The organism is Streptococcus mutans, from assembly GCF_006739205.1.
GTDB lineage: Bacteria > Bacillota > Bacilli > Lactobacillales > Streptococcaceae > Streptococcus > Streptococcus mutans.
The window spans coordinates 232,969-250,190 of record NZ_AP019720.1; the positions used below are offsets into that span (position 1 = coordinate 232,969).

Below are 17,222 nucleotides of genomic sequence, written 5' to 3' on the forward strand. Positions count from 1 at the left end.
CGTGTAATTAATAACTTGAGAAACTGTTTTTAAGGTGTTAACTCTTTTATTAAAAGAAAACTAAAACACTATGGTAAGTTAGCTGTCTTTGAATTGATTTTTTGGAACAGCCTAGCTGATGAGAATTATAAGAAAGGTAAAATTAGTGGTTGACGTAAATCGTTTTAAAAGTATGCAAATCACATTAGCTTCGCCTAATAAAGTCCGTTCTTGGTCTTATGGTGAAGTTAAAAAACCTGAAACAATCAACTACCGCACACTGAAACCAGAACGTGAAGGTCTTTTTGACGAAGTTATTTTTGGACCTACTAAAGACTGGGAGTGTGCCTGTGGTAAATACAAACGTATTCGTTATAAAGGGATTGTTTGTGACCGTTGTGGTGTTGAAGTAACGCGCGCTAAAGTTCGCCGTGAACGTATGGGCCATATTGAGTTGAAGGCTCCGGTATCACACATTTGGTACTTTAAGGGAATTCCATCTCGTATGGGCTTAACACTTGATATGAGTCCTCGTGCCTTGGAAGAAGTTATTTATTTTGCGGCCTATGTGGTTATTGATCCTAAGGAAACACCGCTTGAAGCGAAATCGCTTTTGACAGAACGCGAATATCGTGAAAAACTTCAAGAATATGGCTCAGGTTCTTTTATTGCTAAGATGGGAGCTGAAGCTATTCAGGATTTGCTTAAACGGGTAGATCTTGATGCTGAAATTGCTGAATTAAAAGAAGAATTAAAAACAGCTTCAGGTCAAAAACGTGTAAAGGCCATTCGTCGTTTAGATGTGCTTGATGCCTTCCAAAAATCAGGTAATAAACCTGAATGGATGGTATTAAACATTTTACCGGTTATTCCACCAGATCTTCGCCCAATGTTGCAATTGGATGGTGGCCGCTTTGCGACATCTGACCTTAATGACCTTTATCGTCGTGTGATCAATCGGAACAATCGTTTGGCTCGCCTTTTGGAACTTAATGCACCGGGAATTATTGTCCAAAATGAAAAACGGATGCTGCAAGAGGCAGTTGATGCTTTGATTGATAATGGCCGTCGTGGTCGCCCAATTACTGGACCAGGTAGTCGTCCTCTGAAATCTCTCAGTCAAATGTTAAAGGGGAAGCAAGGACGTTTCCGTCAAAACTTGTTGGGTAAACGTGTTGACTTTTCAGGACGCTCTGTTATCGCTGTTGGACCAACGCTTAAAATGTATCAATGTGGTGTACCGCGTGAAATGGCTATTGAACTTTTCAAACCATTTGTGATGCGTGAAATTGTTGATCGGGATATTGTCCAAAATGTAAAAGCTGCTAAACGTTTAATTGAACGTGGCGATGATCGTATTTGGGATATTCTTGAGGAAGTTATTAAAGAGCACCCTGTTCTGCTTAACCGCGCTCCAACGCTTCACCGTTTGGGAATTCAGGCTTTCGAACCAGTTCTGATTGATGGTAAGGCACTTCGCCTTCATCCGCTTGCTTGTGAAGCCTACAATGCCGACTTTGATGGTGACCAAATGGCTATCCATGTTCCTCTGTCAGAAGAAGCACAAGCAGAAGCTCGTCTTCTCATGTTGGCAGCAGAGCACATTCTGAATCCTAAAGATGGAAAACCTGTTGTTACGCCATCTCAAGATATGGTTCTTGGGAATTATTATTTGACTATGGAAGGTGCTGATCGTGAAGGCGAGGGTATGGTCTTTAAGGATCGCGATGAAGCTGTTATGGCATACCGCAATGGTTATGTTCATCTCCACAGTCGTGTAGGTATCGCTGTTGATAGTATGCCTAATAAACCATGGACGGACGAACAACGGCATAAGATCATGATAACGACTGTTGGTAAGATTCTCTTTAATGATATTATGCCGGCAGATCTTCCTTACCTTCAAGAACCAAACAATGCTAATCTGACGGATAAAACACCTGATAAGTATTTCTTAGCACCGGGCTCCAATATCCAAGAAGCTATTAAAAATCTTGATTTGAATATTCCATTTAAAAAGAAAAATCTTGGAAATATTATTGCTGAAATCTTCAAACGTTTCCGTACAACAGAAACATCAGCTTTCCTTGATAGGTTGAAGGATCTTGGTTATTATCATTCAACTTTAGCTGGTTTGACAGTTGGTATTGCTGATATTCCTGTCATTGATAATAAACAAGAGATCATTGATGCTGCTCACCATCGTGTTGAAGAAATTTCAAAAGCCTTCCGCCGAGGTCTTATGACTGACGATGATCGTTATGAAGCTGTTACAGCGACATGGCGTGATGCTAAGGAGCAATTGGAAGCACGTTTGGTTGAAACGCAGGATGCTAAGAATCCAATTGTTATGATGATGGATTCAGGAGCTCGTGGTAATATTTCCAACTTCTCTCAGCTTGCTGGTATGCGTGGTCTGATGGCTGCTCCTAATGGACGAATTATGGAATTGCCTATCCTTTCTAATTTCCGTGAAGGTCTGTCTGTTTTGGAAATGTTCTTCTCAACTCACGGAGCACGTAAAGGAATGACTGATACAGCCCTTAAGACTGCTGATTCAGGTTATCTAACTCGCCGTTTGGTTGATGTCGCTCAAGATGTCATTATTCGCGAAGATGATTGTGGTACAGATCGCGGTCTTACTATTACAGCTATTACAGACGGTAAAGAAGTGACTGAAACACTTGAAGAACGTCTGGTTGGCCGTTATACTAAAAAATCGGTAAGACATCCTGAAACCGGAGAGATTATCGCTAGTCCTGATACATTGATTACAGAAGATATGGCTCATTATATTGCTGAAGCTGGAGTCAGTGAAGTGACTATTCGTTCTGTCTTTACATGTAATACGCGTCATGGTGTTTGTCGTCACTGTTATGGAATAAATCTTGCTACTGGGGATGCTGTTGAGGTTGGTGAAGCAGTTGGTACAATTGCAGCTCAATCCATTGGTGAACCGGGTACACAGTTGACCATGCGTACTTTCCACACAGGAGGTGTGGCTTCAAATGCTGATATCACACAAGGTTTGCCTCGTATTCAAGAAATCTTTGAAGCTCGTAATCCAAAAGGTGAAGCCGTTATTACAGAAGTCAAAGGGCAAGTAACAGATATTGAGGAAGATGCTGCTACTCGGACGAAGAAGGTTTATGTCAAAGGAGCAACAGGTGAAGGAGAATACACAGTACCATTTACTGCTCGTATGAAAGTTCAAGTAGGTGATGAAGTTCATCGTGGTGCGCCACTGACTGAAGGTTCTATCCAACCTAAGCACTTACTTGAAGTTCGTGATACCTTATCTGTTGAAACTTATCTTCTTGCAGAAGTGCAAAAGGTTTATCGCAGTCAAGGGGTGGAAATCGGTGATAAACACGTTGAAGTAATGGTACGTCAAATGCTTCGCAAAGTACGTGTTATGGATCCGGGAGATACAGGTTTGCTTCCAGGCATTCTTATGGATATTGCCGATTTTACAGATGCCAACAGAGATATTGTTATTGCTGGTGGTATTCCTGCAACAAGCCGTCCAGTTCTTATGGGAATTACCAAGGCATCACTTGAAACAAATTCATTCTTATCTGCAGCTTCCTTCCAAGAAACAACACGTGTGCTTACAGATGCAGCTATTCGTGGTAAGAAAGATCATCTTCTAGGGCTTAAAGAAAATGTCATTATTGGTAAGATCATTCCGGCTGGTACTGGTATGGCGCGTTACCGTAATCTTGAACCATTGGCTGTCAATGAAATTGAAGTCATTGAAGATTCTGAAGAACAAGAAGACACAGTAGAAGAATAACTATTTAAAAGTATACTTATCTCTTAAAAAGATAGGTATGCTTTTTCTTATTTTTCTCATAAACGAGCAAAATTTTTTAAAAAATGAGAATTTTCCTATATAATAAAAGCAATAAGGAAATAAAACTATGTATCAAGTAATCAGAATGTATGGGGCTATGGAACCGTGGTGGTTTTTAGATGATTGGAAAGAAGATATTACCAAGGTTCTTGAATTTGACAATTATCATGAAGCTTTGCAGTGTTATCAAAAAGAGTGGGCAAAATTGCGTCGTCGTTATTCCGACTTTAACAGTCATGGCGATATTATGACAGCTTTTTGGAATAAACAAGATCAACATTGGTGCGAAGAATGTGGTGATTATGTACAGCGGTATCATTCTCTTGCGCTTTTAACTGACTGGCAGGAAACCCCTAGCTCTTGGTTTCGACCAACATTTACTAAACAAAATGATCCCCCTTTTCGTTCCAAATGTTTTATTAAGCAAAAGAATGAACAAGGACAAAATTAGAAAAGTTAATTCAGTATTTGTATATCGTTTTAGGCTGAGATTCGTTCTCAGTTTTTTTCTTTTTATTCAAAATAAATAAAAAACCTAATTTTTTCCTGGTTTTTTCGAATAGATAAGATGGGAGGTTTTATGGTTCAAAAATTAGGTAGAAAAATCATTGCCGAAGCTGTTCAAAATAAAGCACAAGATATCTATATTATTCCTAAAAAAGAATCTTATGAGCTTTATATGAGAATAGGGAATGAAAGGAGGTTCATTGATGTTTATGACCATCATTTCATGGCTAATCTTATTAGTCACTTTAAATTTGTTGCAGGAATGAATGTTGGTGAGAAAAGACGAAGTCAGCTGGGCTCTTGTGATTATTCTTATGATGAAGGGAAAGTTATTTCATTAAGGTTATCAAGTGTAGGAGATTATCGTGGTTATGAAAGTTTGGTTATTCGCTTACTTTTTTCTGGACGTCACGATTTAAAATTCTGGTTTAACAGTATGGATTTGATTTTAAATGAAATCAAGGGGCGAGGGCTTTATCTTTTTTCAGGTCCAGTTGGAAGTGGCAAAACAAGTTTGATGTATCAATTGGTAAAACTAAGATTTGGGACCAAACAGGTAATTACCATTGAAGATCCTGTGGAAATTAAGCAAGATAATATGTTACAACTGCAGCTTAATGAAAGCATTGATATGACTTATGATAATTTAATTAAATTATCTCTGAGGCATCGTCCGGATATTTTAATTATTGGAGAAATTCGAGATAAAGAAACCGCCAGAGCTGTTATTAGAGCAAGTCTTACAGGGGCAATGGTATTCTCAACTATCCATGCTAAAAGCATTCCAGGTGTTTATGCTAGGATGTTAGAATTGGGTACTAGTTCAGAAGAATTACAAAATGCTTTGCGTGGTATTGTTTATCAACGTTTAATAGGGGGAGGAGGGATTATTGACTTTGCCAAAGGGGATTATCAAAACCACTCAGCAAAAAAGTGGAACAAACAAATTTATGACCTTTTTACAGCAGGATATATCACTGAAGGAGAAGCACAAGCAGAAGAAATTGAAGATTAAAAAGCAAAGAAAAGTTATCCAGCTTTTTAATAATCTCTTTACTAGTGGTTTTAATTTAACAGAAATTATAGATTTTTTAGAACGAAGTCACTTGTTAGCAGAAATATACACAAAGAAAATGCGACAAGGGTTGTTGAATGGTCTGCATTTGGCTGAAATAATGAGTTCTTTGGGATTCTCAGATGATGTTGTTACTCAATTAGCACTTTCTGAAGTTCATGGAAACACTCAAAAAAGTCTTTTAAAGATTGAATCTTATCTAAATAATCTGATACTTGTTAAAAAGAAATTAGTTGAGGTTATCACTTATCCGATCATTTTATTGATTTTTCTTGTCGTTATTATGTTGGGATTAAAGAATTATTTATTACCACAACTTGAAAGGGGAAATTTTGCGACTCGGTTGATTTCTAATTTCCCAATACTTTTCTTGCTGGGATGTTGCTTTTTTATTTTACTAGTTGGCATTTTTACTTTCTTTTCACGAAAGATCAGTCGTCTGCATTTAATTGGTTTTTGCAGCCATTTGCCTTTTGCTGGTAAGTATTTGCAACTTTATTTAACAGCTTATTATGCGCGTGAATGGGGTAATCTTATTGGGCAAGGAGTAGAAATGGCTCAGATAGTTAGATTGATGCAAGATCAAAAGTCACAACTTTTTAGAGAAATTGGCTATGATATGGAGAAGGCTCTGCTATCAGGTCAAGAGTTTCATCAAAAAGTTTTAGATTATCCTTTCTTTTTAAAAGAACTAAGCCTTATGATTGAATATGGAGAAGTAAAGTCAAAATTGGGAAATGAATTGGAAATTTATGCTGAGGAAACATGGGAACACTTTTTTGCAAAGTTAAAAAAAGCAACACAGTTTGTTCAGCCACTCATCTTTGTTTTTGTAGCTATTGTTATTGTTATGATTTATGCAGCCATGCTTTTGCCAATTTATCAGAATATGGAGGTTAATTTATAATGAAAAAGATCAAGAGAGTCAGTGTACGGGCTTTTACGCTTATAGAAATGTTAGTAGTTCTTCTCATTATTAGTATTCTTTTACTATTATTTGTTCCTAATTTAACTAAGCAAAAAGATAAGGTAAAAGATACTGGCGGTTCTGCCGTGGTTAAAGTTGTAGAAAGTCAGGCTGAGCTTTATGAGCTTAATAAAACCGATTCTGCTACTCTTTCTAAATTAGTAGCTAGTGGTGATATTACACAAGAACAGGCAAATTCATACAAGGATTACTATGCAAAACACCCAAGTAAAACACGGCATGTCGCGAATTAAAGCTTTTACGCTTATAGAAAGTTTAGTGACTTTGGCAATTACTAGTTTTTTGATTTTAAGCTTTTCAGGTAGTATAACTCAAACGTTTGCCAAAGTAGAAGAGCATCTCTTTTTTCTTTCTTTTGAACATCTTTACCGTGACACGCAAAAACTTAGTGTTTATCAAAGACAAGATATGACTTTAATATTAAAAAGCGAATATATCTCAAATGGTGTTGAAGTACTTAAAATCCCTAAGGATGTCAAACTAGAGAGGAATAAAACTTTGCACTTTGATCAGGCAGGAGGAAATTCTTCTTTAGAAAAACTTGTTTTTCAAACATCTGATGAAAAAAGAGTTACTTATCAATTATATATAGGAAGTGGTCAGTATAAAAAAACAGAAAGTTAAAGCTTATATTCTTCTAGAAAGTTTAGTTGCTTTGGGACTTTTCGTAACCATCACAACTTTAATTCTTACTCAGTTGAGTCATTATCAGGAAAGAACAGCTAAAAATTTACAAAAACAAGAAATATTGAATTTAGCAATAATGGCTCTTCAAACTCAGCAAGATCATTTAAGCTTCAACGGCGTCAGTGTTACGGTTGTTAAAAATCAAGGGGAAACTATAGTTTATCATGATCATGAGGAGGTTATCAATCTTGTTAAAAAGTAAATTGAAAGCTTTCACACTTTTAGAGTGTCTCCTTGCTTTGCTTGTCATTGCTGGTAGTGTATCTGTTTATAATGGTCTAACTAAAGCTATTAGTAGTAATATTCATTACTTATCAAAAAATCAAGAAGATGCTTGGTTACTTTTTTGTCAGCAATTTCGGTCTGAACTTGAAGGAACGACTTTGCAAAAATTGGATAGCAATAAGCTTTATGTTCAAAAAAATAATCAAAGTTTAGCCTTTGGTAAATCAAAAGCAAGTGATTTTAGAAAGACTAACAGTGATGGACGTGGTTATCAGCCTATGTTGACGGAGATCAAAGCTGCTAATTTTAGTCAATCAGGAAAAATTATTAAATTAGACCTTACTTTCAAAGATGGTTTAGAAAGGACTTTTGTTTATGCTTTTCATGAAAAAAATTAAAGCAGGCGTACTTCTATATGCTCTGTTTATGTCAGCAATCTTTAGTCTTTTCTTACAATTTTATCTTAATCGTGTTGTAGCAACAGAGAGACAAAATCAGGCACAATTATCGGCCAGTAAAGCTTATCTTATAGCAGATCTAACTCAAGATTTGGCTAAAGACAACTTTGGGCAGTTGACTTTTAATCACGGAAGGTCTAGTTATCATAAACAGGAGGGGGAACTTCTGATAAAAGTCCATTTGACAGATGGTCAGTCCTACCAATATCGTTTTAACTGTGTAACAGAAAATAAGGAAAAAGGAAAATTTAGTGTGGCTAATAAAACTTTTACTAAATCTATAGAAAAACGTCATTTTCAAAAATAGTTACTGCCTTTGCGACTTTAAGTCATTTTTGATATGATAATCGTGGAGGAAATCATGGATTTTGAAAAAATAGAAGCTGCCTATAACTTACTGTTAGATAATTGTCAAAGGCTGGAAACTCAACTTCATACTCACCTTTATGATGCCTTAATTGAGCAAAATGCTTGCTATCTAGGTGCTGAAGGTGCTGATGATTTTATTAAAGAAAATAATAAAAAACTGCGTCAGCTTAATCTAAGTAAAGAGGAGTGGCGTCGTAGTTTTCAATTTATTTTTATTAAGGCTACTCAAAGTCAGCAATTACAGTCAAATCACCAATTTACACCAGATAGTATTGGTTTTATTATTCTTTATTTATTGGAAGGTTTAACAAATAAGAGTCAGTTAGACATCATTGAAATTGGTTCTGGGACAGGAAATCTTGCAGAGACTATTGTGAATAACAGTTCAAAAAGCATTGATTATATGGGGATTGAGGTTGATGATCTGTTAATTGATTTATCAGCAAGTATTGCCGATGTATTGGATTCTTCTGTGCATTTTGTTCAAGAAGATGCAGTGCGGCCTCAGATTTTAAAAGAAAGTGATGTCATTATCAGTGATCTGCCAGTTGGCTTTTATCCCAATGATAAAATTGCTCAGCGTTATCAGGTTGCAGCCAAGTTAGGACATACTTATGCACATCATCTTTTGATGGAGCAATCGCTTAAGTATTTAAAAAAAGAGGGACTTGCTATTTTTTTAGCGCCAGTGGATCTTTTAACTAGTGAGCAGAGTCCTTTGCTTAAAAAGTGGTTACAGAACAATGTAACTATTTTAGCCGTTATTTCTTTACCTGAGGCAATTTTTAAACAGAAAAGTAATATAAAGTCAATCTTTGTCTTAAAGAAACAATCGCAACAAAGTTTGGAAAGTTTTGTCTATCCTTTGACAGATTTACAAGACCCCGAAGTTTTAAGACGATTTATGAAAAATTTTAAAAAGTGGAAGGAAGATAATGTCTTTTAAGAGATAATTTGTTATAATAACTTTGTATTATCGTAAACGATTTCATGAGAGGTATATTATGTCAAAAACTATTTCAATTAATGCAGGTTCTTCTAGCCTTAAATGGCAGCTATACTTGATGCCTGAAGAAAAAGTACTTGCAAAGGGGTTAATTGAGCGTATTGGCAAGGATGATGCTATTTCTACTGTAAAATTTAATGGTCAAGAAGCTTCAGAAACCTTAGCTATTAAAGACCATACTGCAGCAGTGAAAATTCTCTTAGATGATTTAATCCATTTGGATATTATTAAATCGTATGATGAAATCACAGGTGTAGGGCACCGTGTAGTTGCTGGTGGAACTTACTTTAATGAATCCGCTTTAGTTGATAGTGAAGAAGTCATTAAAAAGGTTGAAGAGTTAGCACTCTTAGCGCCCTTGCATAATAAAGCAAATGCTGCAGGAATTCGAGCATTTAAGAAAATTCTACCAGATATTACCAGTGTCGTTGTCTTTGATACTGCTTTCCACACTACGATGCCGGAGGTTGCCTACCGCTATCCATTGCCGAATAAGTATTTTACAGAAAATCAGGTTCGTAAATATGGAGCTCATGGAACTAGCCATTATTATGTTGCTCATGAAGCAGCCAAAATATTAGAAAAACCGATTGAAAAACTTAAATTGATTACGGTTCATATGGGAAACGGGGTTTCTCTTACGGCAGTTGATGGCGGAAAGTCAGTTGACACGTCAATGGGCTTTACACCACTGGGTGGTGTGATGATGGGAACACGAACGGGAGATCTTGATCCAGCCGTTATTCCTTATTTAATGGATAATACAGAAGATTTTAAAACACCAGAAGATATTCGCCGTATTTTCAATAATGAGTCAGGTTTGCTGGGGATTTCTGAGTTATCAAATGATATGCGTGAAATTGAGGCGGCTACAGCAGCTGGTAATAAGAATGCTACCTTGGCTTATAACATGTTCATTGACCGTATTATTAAGCATATTGGTGCTTACGCTGCTGTGATGAATGGAGTTGATGCTATTGTCTTTACGGCGGGTATTGGTGAAAATGATGCTCATATTCGAAGCGAAATTATGAAACACTTTGATTGGCTTGGAGCTGATATCGTTACCGAAAAGAACGAAAAGCGTCCAGTTTACGGGGTCATATCATCGAATGCCGCTAAAGTTAAAGTTTTGGTGATTCCCACTGATGAAGAGCTTGTTATTGCACGTGATGTCGAGCGTTTGAAAACTAAATAAGTTATCAATTTTAATATGATAAGACCAGAAAAGTTGGCTGAGCAATTGGTCAGCTTTTTTGATTGACGATTTTAGTTCATTTCGCTCTGTATGTGGTACAATAGTGAATACTCATCATTATCTAGAAGATCAAAAGGGCTTTTTGACAAGACTTAAAATAAATTTTATAAAAAATGTAAAATAAGCTTGACAAAATATGTAAAGTGAACTAGACTATAAATGTAAAAGAGATTTGACATCTCTCACTAAATAGTAATTATGGGGGATAAGATATGCTATGATCATTAAAAAGATATTTAGTCAAGAATATTTCAGTACAACTTTAGTCAAATAGTCAAATAGTTAAATTAACACTGCTATTAATTGGTTTATTTATTGTCATAACAGCTATACAAGTGCTATTTAGATTGTTGTACAAGCTTTTAGCAGGAGCGAGTATCAGTTTATCTCTTTTATGGGTCTATTCGATAGGACTCCTGAAAAATCAGACAAAGTTAGTCAAACTTTAAGTTAGATTTTATAATGCCCATTAAACTTTCTTGGAGGACAATGATGCAGACGAGAATTCAAGAATTACGAAAGATTAATAAGTTGAGTCAATCGGAATTAGCAGATGCCCTCAGTGTGACTCGGCAAACCATTATTTCCTTGGAAAAGGGGCGTTATAATGCCTCCTTGGAATTAGCATATAAAATTGCTAAATATTTTGGAACAACAATAGAAGATGTTTTTATCTTTGAGGATGAGAATAGAGGAGATGGTAACAATGTTTCAAAATTTAGGAAAGAAAAAAAGTAAGGAAGAATATAAAAAATCACAGCAGGCAATCGGCAGCTGTCTGATATGTATTGGTGGTTTACTACTGGTTTTATCTTTAAGTGTATCAATGTCAGATTTTGCAGCGGGATTTTTGATAGGAATTAGCATTGGTATGAACCTATTGGGAATCATAGCTTTTACAAAAACTACAACTGATAAGACATTGACACGCTACTACATAGCAGCTTATGATGAGCGTAATAAACGAATTCGTAGTTTGACAGCACAGTTAACTTTGGCTGTTTTAATATTGTTGATAGTAGCTTTAGTAGTTTTATATGCTTTTTGGCATATCGCTTTCAGCTATCTGATTACTCTGATGATTCTTCTTTATGGGACAATCATATGTGGCGTTTTACTTAGAGTGTTCTTCAATCACTTATTGTGATGTAAAAGATGCTAATTATTAGAATTAATTATATAAAGAAAAAAGGAGAAATATGAAAACAATTTTAAAGAAAACGGCAGCAGTTATTGCTATTGTTGGTTTGTTTATTGTTAGTCAACTGCCAAGTATTGTGATGGCACTTTGGCAGAGAAATCAACATCAGTTAGAATTATGGCAATCCATTGTTATTTTGATTTTGCAACTAATGGTTCTTATTGGCTTTTATATTTTGGCTAGAAAGAGAAAGTTAATTAGTTCGGGAATCAAGTATTGGTTGAGTTGGAAAACATTGGGAATTGCTTCTTTGGGTTTTGTTGCTCTCTTTATTGTCAAAATTATTGCTGGCATCATTTTGACTTATGAAGGAAAAACAACAACCAATAATCAAGAGACAATCACTCAAATGTTTAACAATTCATCGTTATTGCTGATGTTCATGTTTATTGTTATTATCGCTCCTTTAACAGAAGAAATTATCTTTAGGGGACTTATTCCTCAACTATTTTCCAAACGTTTTGAAGGACTTGGTTTTGGACTTGGAGCTTTGCTTTTTGGTTTACTTCATGGTCCAAGTGATATTGGTAGTTTTGTTCTTTATGTGGGAATGGGTACTATTTTAGCTTTTATTTGTTATAAACTTAAACATTTGGAATACAGTATTTGGACTCATGCACTTAACAATAGTCTCGGTTTTCTGCTATTATTATTTAAATAAAATGACAAAAAACTAGGAACTGAGTAGATTCTTAATAGTCAGAGATACATTTAACTATTAAGAATCTACTCAGTTCCTAGTTTTTTTACATGTTTTTTGATTTGTCAATTGTCGCATCAATGGCTGAAATGGTACTGACTGTAAAGCCGGTTTTTTCTAGATCAAGAAGTCCAGCGATAGTTGTCCCACCGGGACTGGATACCTTATCAATAAGATCGTTTGGCTTCTCTTGCCCTTGGATGAGATTGCTCGTAGTTGCTAGAACAGTTTGACTGACAATCTTAAAAGCTAAATCTTTGGGAAATCCGTGTTTCAATCCTGCTTTTGACATAGCTTCAATAAAGAGTGCAATATAAGCAGGACTGGACCCTGCAAGTGCGGTGAAAGTATCAAAATCTTTTTCAGCGATTTCAAAAGTTGTTCCAAATGAGTCCGTAATCTGTTTGGCAATTTCAAAAAGCTGATCAGAAACTTTATCATTTCGGCAGATAGCAGTGCTACTTTGAAGAATCTTAGCATTAAGATTAGGCATAATGCGGATAATCGGTAAATCAGCCTGACTTAATTTATCCAGATATTCTAATGAAGTACCGGCTGCCATGGATAAAATCGGTTTTGTTAATATTAAAGGATTCAAAACAGAAGCAAGAACTTGTGGTTTAACACCCAATACAAGTAAATCAACCTCGTCAACCAATTCTTGATGAGATTGAGCAACAGCAACTCCAAGTGCTTCTGCTTTGTCTTGACCGGCTTTCAAACTGCTATCTGATATGATTAATTCAAAATCGGTTTTTTTGAGTCCAGTAATAATAGCGCTGGCCATTTTACCAACACCAATAAATCCAATTTTCATAGTCAAATGTCACAGTCAGAGATAAATAGTATAGATCTGACTGTGTTTTTCCTTTCTAATAGTTTTTGATTAAATCAACTGTAGAGCGATTAAGTTTTTTCACAATAGTTTGCAGAAAAGCTTGAGCCTGTAAGAAATCATCCATTGCATAGAGTGTTTGGTGAGAGTGAATATAACGAGCACAAACGCCAATTGTTGTTGAAGGAATTCCGCCATTTTTGAGGTGAGCAGCACCAGCATCTGTACCCCCTTTAGCACAATAGTATTGGTATTTGACACCAGCTTCTTGGGCAGTAGTCAACAAAAAGTCACGCATGTCTTTAAGCATGACATGACCCGGATCGTAAAAGCGAATGAGAGTGCCCTCACCAATTTTACCTTGATTGTCATAGACATCACCAGCAGGTGAGCAGTCAACTGCCAGAAAAATATCTGGCTTGAATTTGGTTGTTGAAACCTGAGCACCACGAAGACCGACTTCTTCTTGAACATTAGCACCAGCAATGAGGGTATTGTCTAGCTGTTCATTTTTTAGGCTTTGAAGAAGTTCTGTAACCATGAGAACACCGTAACGATTATCCCAAGCCTTGGAAATGACATTCTTTTGATTAGCCGTCAGAATAGCTTCTGATTTAGGAATAATGATATCACCTGGGGTTATGCCAAAGCTTTCAGCTTCTGTTTTATCAGCAAAACCGCCATCAAAAACAATATCTTCGACCTTGGGTAAAGAAGCTCCGCCGTTATTACCACGTAGAAAATGTGGTGGGACAGAACCTGAAATAACAGGAATCGCCTGTTCAGTGCGTGTATAAAGGGTGAAGCGTTGTGAACTAATAACCAGAGGATTCCAGCCACCGATAGCCACCGCGCGCAAAGTGCCATCTTCTTTAATATCGCTGACCATAAAACCAACTTCATCCATGTGAGCAGCGACCATGACACGAGGAGCCCTTTCCAACTTACTATGTTTGATGCCAAAAAGGCCACCAAGACCGTCCGTTTCAACTTCATCAACGAAAGGCGTCATTTTTTGGCCTAAAAAGTCACGGATCTTGTGCTCATAACCGGCAATGCCATCAAGTTCGGTGATTTCTTTGATTTTGTCAAATAATTCCGTCATATTTAACCTCAATTCTATACGTTCTATTTTAGCATGTTTTATGATAAAATAAAGAGGTTATGGAAAGTAAAAACTTCAAACTTGCTTCAAGTGCTTGTCTTATAGGAATAGGCGGAGCAGTTTTGCTTGGAACGGTTGTAAAAAAACAATTGGAAGAAAGAAAGCGTGAACGTATTAAGGCAGAGCTTCGCCAGTTTTTTAATCAGTTGGGTGAGATTGCTGTCCTCTACGTCAATGAATTTGAATCTAACAAAGATACGATACGAGGTGGTCTTGTCATGAATGATGAGACTATCTATCTTTTTACTTATGAGAATGGTCAGATAAGTTATGAGGAGGATAAACGTGATTGTTCCAAAAACGTATGAAGAATTGGCCGCTTATCTTGAAAAGCCTGACAAGCTTGTCCTTTTCTTTACAGCAGATTGGTGCTCTGATTGTCAATTTATCTACCCAGCCATGCCTAAAATTGAGCTGGCAAATCCAGACTTTCTTTTTCTTCGTGTAGACCGTGATAATTTCATGGAAATCGCGCAACGCTGGCATATTTTTGGTATTCCAAGTTTTGTTGTCGTAGAAAATGGTAAAGAAATTGGCCGTTTAGTCAATAAATCACGTAAAACACAAGCAGAGATTAACAGCTTTTTGGCTGAATTAACAGAGGAGAAATTATGATTTTTACATATAGTAAAGAACACGTTGGAGATGTTCTTATGGTTATTGTTAAAGATAGTAAGGGCGCCAAGTTAAACTGTGAACGCAAGGGTAAGGTGACTCGTATTTTTCTTGAAAAAAATAAGGAGACAGTGGCTTGGAATATTTTTGCGGTATCAAATTTGCTTGATCTTAATGGCAATGGACAGGTATTTTTGACAGATGAAGAGCTGGCGGTTTTAAATGCTGAACTTGCCAAAGAAGGTTTTGAAGAAAAATTAGAAAATGATGCCGCAGCTAAGTTTGTTGTTGGTGAAATTGTAGAAATGGTTGCTCATCCAGATAGTGATCATCTTAATATTTGTCAAGTTAAGATTGCTGAGGACAAGACTGTCCAAATTGTTGCTGGTGCACCAAATGCCAGAGTAGGATTGAAAACCATTGTTGCTCTGCCAGGTGCCATGATGCCAAGCGGTGGTCTCATTTTTCCAGGCAACTTACGTGGCGAAAAGAGCTTTGGCATGTTGTGTTCTCCTCGCGAGTTAGCTTTGCCTAAAGCTCCTCAAAAGCGTGGAATTATTGAATTAAGTACAGATGCTGTTATAGGCCAAGCTTTTGATGCTGGGAAACATTGGAAAGGGTGAGAAAAAACTTCGTCATGAAATGACGAGGTTTTTTCTTGCAGGAATTCTTTTTTTGTTATATAATCAATTTAACTGATAATCAGAAAAGGTGATTATATTGAAATTAGAAGATTCTTGGGGATTTCAGATTAGTAAGATTGCTCAAGAGATGGACAGTCAATTTTCGAAGAAGCTAACAAAATATGATATCGGTTCCAGAGAATACGGTATTTTGTTGACAATTCATCAATATGCACTGTTAACACAGCTTAAGATTGGTGAACTGAACAAGGTTGATCGTACGACAATTGGGCAGCTTGTTGATTTATTAGAAAGAAAAGACTTTGTGGCGAGACAAAAGAATCCAAAAGATAGACGACAAAATTTACTAGTTTTAACTAAAACAGGGCGATCTTTGGTTGAAGAAATGTGGCAGGAAATGAAAGAGATAGAAAAAGACGTTCTTAAGCATTTGTCTGCTAAACAAAAAGAAACGCTTTTAACGATGGTAAAAGCAATTAGGAAAGGAGAGTTGAACTGATGGATAAACTTGCATTTTTAGAAATGTATCTTGATTTATATAGGAATTATTTTACAGTTTTGGAGGCCATGAAAGCAGAAAATCCGGAAATTGTGGTGTTAGATATTAGAAATGCTCCATCACAGATTAAGAAAGAGCAAATTAAAGGAGCAAAGGTTATGCCAGCTAAGGACTTAGCTAATCATTTGACAGAGCTTGATAAAAATAAAACCTATATTGTCTACGATTGGAATGGCGGCAGTGTTTTAGGTAAGCACGCCTTATTTATTCTTTTGAAGGCAGGATTTAAAGCATATGAATTAGCAGGAGCTTTTGAAGGATGGAAAGGCATGCATTTGCCAACAGAAAAATGCTGACATAAGATAATTGTAGATTTTTTTAATTTTAGCATTGTTTTTCTTTCTTTTTTGCGAATACTAAGATAGGAGGAAAAAGATGTATTATGTATAATAAAGTTATTTTGATTGGTCGTTTAGTTGCGACACCTGAAATGGTAAAAACACCAAAGGATAAGTCTGTTACGCGCGTGACACTGGCTGTCAATCGGCGATTTAAAAGTCAAGATGGGGAAAAGCAGGCTGATTTTGTCAATGTTGTTCTTTGGGGCAGATTGGCAGAAACAATAGCTTCCTATGGTAGTAAGGGAAGTCTCATCTCTCTTGATGGAGAATTGCGTACCCGTAAATATGAAAAAGATGGCGTCACTCATTTTGTGACTGAAGTTTTGGGACACTCCTTTCAATTACTGGAAAGTCGTGCTCAACGTGCTATGCGTGAAAATAATTCTGAAAATGATTTGGCCGATTTGGTTCTGGAAGAGGAGGAACTCCCTTTTTAAAATTTCAAGTCAAAAGTAGGGTTTAGGCTATGAATTTTCTAAGACTTACCATTGAAATAAGATAAAAACCTAATCTCTGCAAGTTATTCTATTGTTTTATTTTATTCCTAAATGATCAGGAGATATTATATTTTAGATTTTAAGAGTTTCTAAAACACAATAATTAAGCAGAAAAAGAAACTTGTGTAGTTACTAGCTAAAGTAAGAGAGTGATTATAGTTCAATCTTTATTTTTTGGACTGTAATCATTCTTTTTTAGTTCAAATAAATGATTTTATTTTCTAACTATTAAATAAATTGGTTAAGGCGAGAAGAGT

At 36.2% G+C, this 17,222-nt stretch carries 22 protein-coding genes; 20 read left to right on the top strand and 2 right to left on the bottom strand.

Going from position 1 to position 17,222, the window contains the following annotated elements:
• Positions 1-145 precede the first annotated feature (145 nt).
• The 14 genes from rpoC (at position 146) to FNL60_RS01280 (ending at position 12,270) form a co-directional block, all read left to right on the top strand.
• On the top strand, positions 146-3,775 hold the full coding sequence (gene rpoC / locus FNL60_RS01215) for a DNA-directed RNA polymerase subunit beta' (RefSeq protein ID WP_002263433.1): 3,630 nt from the start codon (positions 146-148) through the stop codon (positions 3,773-3,775).
• A 127-nt stretch (positions 3,776-3,902) separates the two neighbouring features.
• Entirely contained in the window at positions 3,903-4,286 is a 384-nt protein-coding gene (locus FNL60_RS01220) for a DUF1033 family protein (RefSeq protein WP_002264248.1), read from the top strand.
• Between the two features lie 129 nt (positions 4,287-4,415).
• On the top strand, positions 4,416-5,357 hold the full coding sequence (gene comGA, locus FNL60_RS01225) for a competence type IV pilus ATPase ComGA (protein ID WP_002264247.1): 942 nt from the start codon (positions 4,416-4,418) through the stop codon (positions 5,355-5,357).
• The gene (gene comGB / locus FNL60_RS01230; protein WP_255262721.1) at positions 5,293-6,324 is read left to right on the top strand and encodes a competence type IV pilus assembly protein ComGB; all 1,032 of its coding nucleotides are present in this window, start codon (positions 5,293-5,295) and stop codon (positions 6,322-6,324) included. Before comGA ends, comGB begins: the two co-directional genes overlap by 65 nt.
• A complete protein-coding gene (gene comGC, locus FNL60_RS01235; RefSeq protein ID WP_002263437.1) occupies positions 6,324-6,638 on the top strand; it encodes a competence type IV pilus major pilin ComGC in 315 nt (104 codons plus the stop codon). Before comGB ends, comGC begins: the two co-directional genes overlap by 1 nt.
• Positions 6,625-7,029 carry a competence type IV pilus minor pilin ComGD gene (gene comGD / locus FNL60_RS01240; RefSeq protein ID WP_002264246.1) on the top strand — a complete coding sequence of 135 codons (405 nt, stop codon included), beginning with the start codon at positions 6,625-6,627 and terminating at the stop codon, positions 7,027-7,029. The genes comGC and comGD overlap by 14 nt, the downstream gene beginning before the upstream one ends.
• Positions 7,001-7,294, top strand: a complete 294-nt coding sequence (gene comGE / locus FNL60_RS01245; RefSeq protein WP_002263439.1) for a competence type IV pilus minor pilin ComGE — start codon at positions 7,001-7,003, stop codon at positions 7,292-7,294. The genes comGD and comGE overlap by 29 nt, the downstream gene beginning before the upstream one ends.
• Positions 7,281-7,715: a competence type IV pilus minor pilin ComGF gene (gene comGF / locus FNL60_RS01250; RefSeq protein ID WP_002264245.1), complete on the top strand. Its 435-nt coding sequence runs from the start codon at positions 7,281-7,283 to the stop codon at positions 7,713-7,715. The genes comGE and comGF overlap by 14 nt, the downstream gene beginning before the upstream one ends.
• A complete protein-coding gene (comGG, locus tag FNL60_RS01255; RefSeq protein ID WP_002263441.1) occupies positions 7,693-8,082 on the top strand; it encodes a competence type IV pilus minor pilin ComGG in 390 nt (129 codons plus the stop codon). Before comGF ends, comGG begins: the two co-directional genes overlap by 23 nt.
• Before the next feature lie 54 nt (positions 8,083-8,136).
• The gene (locus tag FNL60_RS01260; RefSeq protein WP_002264244.1) at positions 8,137-9,090 is read left to right on the top strand and encodes a class I SAM-dependent methyltransferase; all 954 of its coding nucleotides are present in this window, start codon (positions 8,137-8,139) and stop codon (positions 9,088-9,090) included.
• 58 nt (positions 9,091-9,148) lie between these two features.
• Positions 9,149-10,348 (top strand): acetate kinase, encoded by a 1,200-nt coding sequence (locus FNL60_RS01265; RefSeq protein WP_002263443.1) that lies wholly within the window; start codon positions 9,149-9,151, stop codon positions 10,346-10,348.
• A gap of 552 nt (positions 10,349-10,900) precedes the next feature.
• Positions 10,901-11,146, top strand: coding sequence for a helix-turn-helix transcriptional regulator (locus FNL60_RS01270; protein ID WP_002263444.1), 246 nt, complete (start codon positions 10,901-10,903; stop codon positions 11,144-11,146).
• Entirely contained in the window at positions 11,115-11,555 is a 441-nt protein-coding gene (locus FNL60_RS01275) for a hypothetical protein (protein WP_002263445.1), read from the top strand. The genes FNL60_RS01270 and FNL60_RS01275 overlap by 32 nt, the downstream gene beginning before the upstream one ends.
• A gap of 52 nt (positions 11,556-11,607) precedes the next feature.
• The gene (locus tag FNL60_RS01280; protein ID WP_002266816.1) at positions 11,608-12,270 is read left to right on the top strand and encodes a CPBP family intramembrane glutamic endopeptidase; all 663 of its coding nucleotides are present in this window, start codon (positions 11,608-11,610) and stop codon (positions 12,268-12,270) included.
• A gap of 85 nt (positions 12,271-12,355) precedes the next feature.
• Here FNL60_RS01280 and proC read toward each other — a convergent pair whose 3' ends face one another.
• Both proC and pepA read right to left on the bottom strand, forming a co-directional pair.
• Positions 12,356-13,126: a pyrroline-5-carboxylate reductase gene (gene proC, locus FNL60_RS01285; RefSeq protein WP_002267840.1), complete on the bottom strand. Its 771-nt coding sequence runs from the start codon at positions 13,124-13,126 to the stop codon at positions 12,356-12,358.
• A gap of 55 nt (positions 13,127-13,181) precedes the next feature.
• On the bottom strand, positions 13,182-14,249 hold the full coding sequence (pepA, locus tag FNL60_RS01290; RefSeq protein ID WP_002264005.1) for a glutamyl aminopeptidase: 1,068 nt from the start codon (positions 14,247-14,249) through the stop codon (positions 13,182-13,184).
• Positions 14,250-14,308: 59 nt separating this feature from the next.
• Between pepA and FNL60_RS01295 the strand changes: the two genes are divergently transcribed.
• From FNL60_RS01295 to FNL60_RS01320, 6 genes are all read left to right on the top strand, one after another.
• Positions 14,309-14,617: a DUF4651 domain-containing protein gene (locus tag FNL60_RS01295; protein ID WP_002264004.1), complete on the top strand. Its 309-nt coding sequence runs from the start codon at positions 14,309-14,311 to the stop codon at positions 14,615-14,617.
• Positions 14,595-14,924 (top strand): thioredoxin family protein, encoded by a 330-nt coding sequence (locus tag FNL60_RS01300; RefSeq protein ID WP_002264003.1) that lies wholly within the window; start codon positions 14,595-14,597, stop codon positions 14,922-14,924. The genes FNL60_RS01295 and FNL60_RS01300 overlap by 23 nt, the downstream gene beginning before the upstream one ends.
• Entirely contained in the window at positions 14,921-15,547 is a 627-nt protein-coding gene (ytpR, locus tag FNL60_RS01305) for a YtpR family tRNA-binding protein (protein ID WP_002264002.1), read from the top strand. Before FNL60_RS01300 ends, ytpR begins: the two co-directional genes overlap by 4 nt.
• An 88-nt stretch (positions 15,548-15,635) precedes the next feature.
• The gene (locus FNL60_RS01310) at positions 15,636-16,067 is read left to right on the top strand and encodes a MarR family winged helix-turn-helix transcriptional regulator (protein WP_018110218.1); all 432 of its coding nucleotides are present in this window, start codon (positions 15,636-15,638) and stop codon (positions 16,065-16,067) included.
• Positions 16,067-16,423, top strand: coding sequence for a rhodanese-like domain-containing protein (locus tag FNL60_RS01315; protein ID WP_002271268.1), 357 nt, complete (start codon positions 16,067-16,069; stop codon positions 16,421-16,423). The genes FNL60_RS01310 and FNL60_RS01315 overlap by 1 nt, the downstream gene beginning before the upstream one ends.
• 86 nt (positions 16,424-16,509) lie before the next feature.
• Positions 16,510-16,905, top strand: a complete 396-nt coding sequence (locus FNL60_RS01320) for a single-stranded DNA-binding protein (protein WP_002263454.1) — start codon at positions 16,510-16,512, stop codon at positions 16,903-16,905.
• Positions 16,906-17,222: the final 317 nt, after the last annotated feature.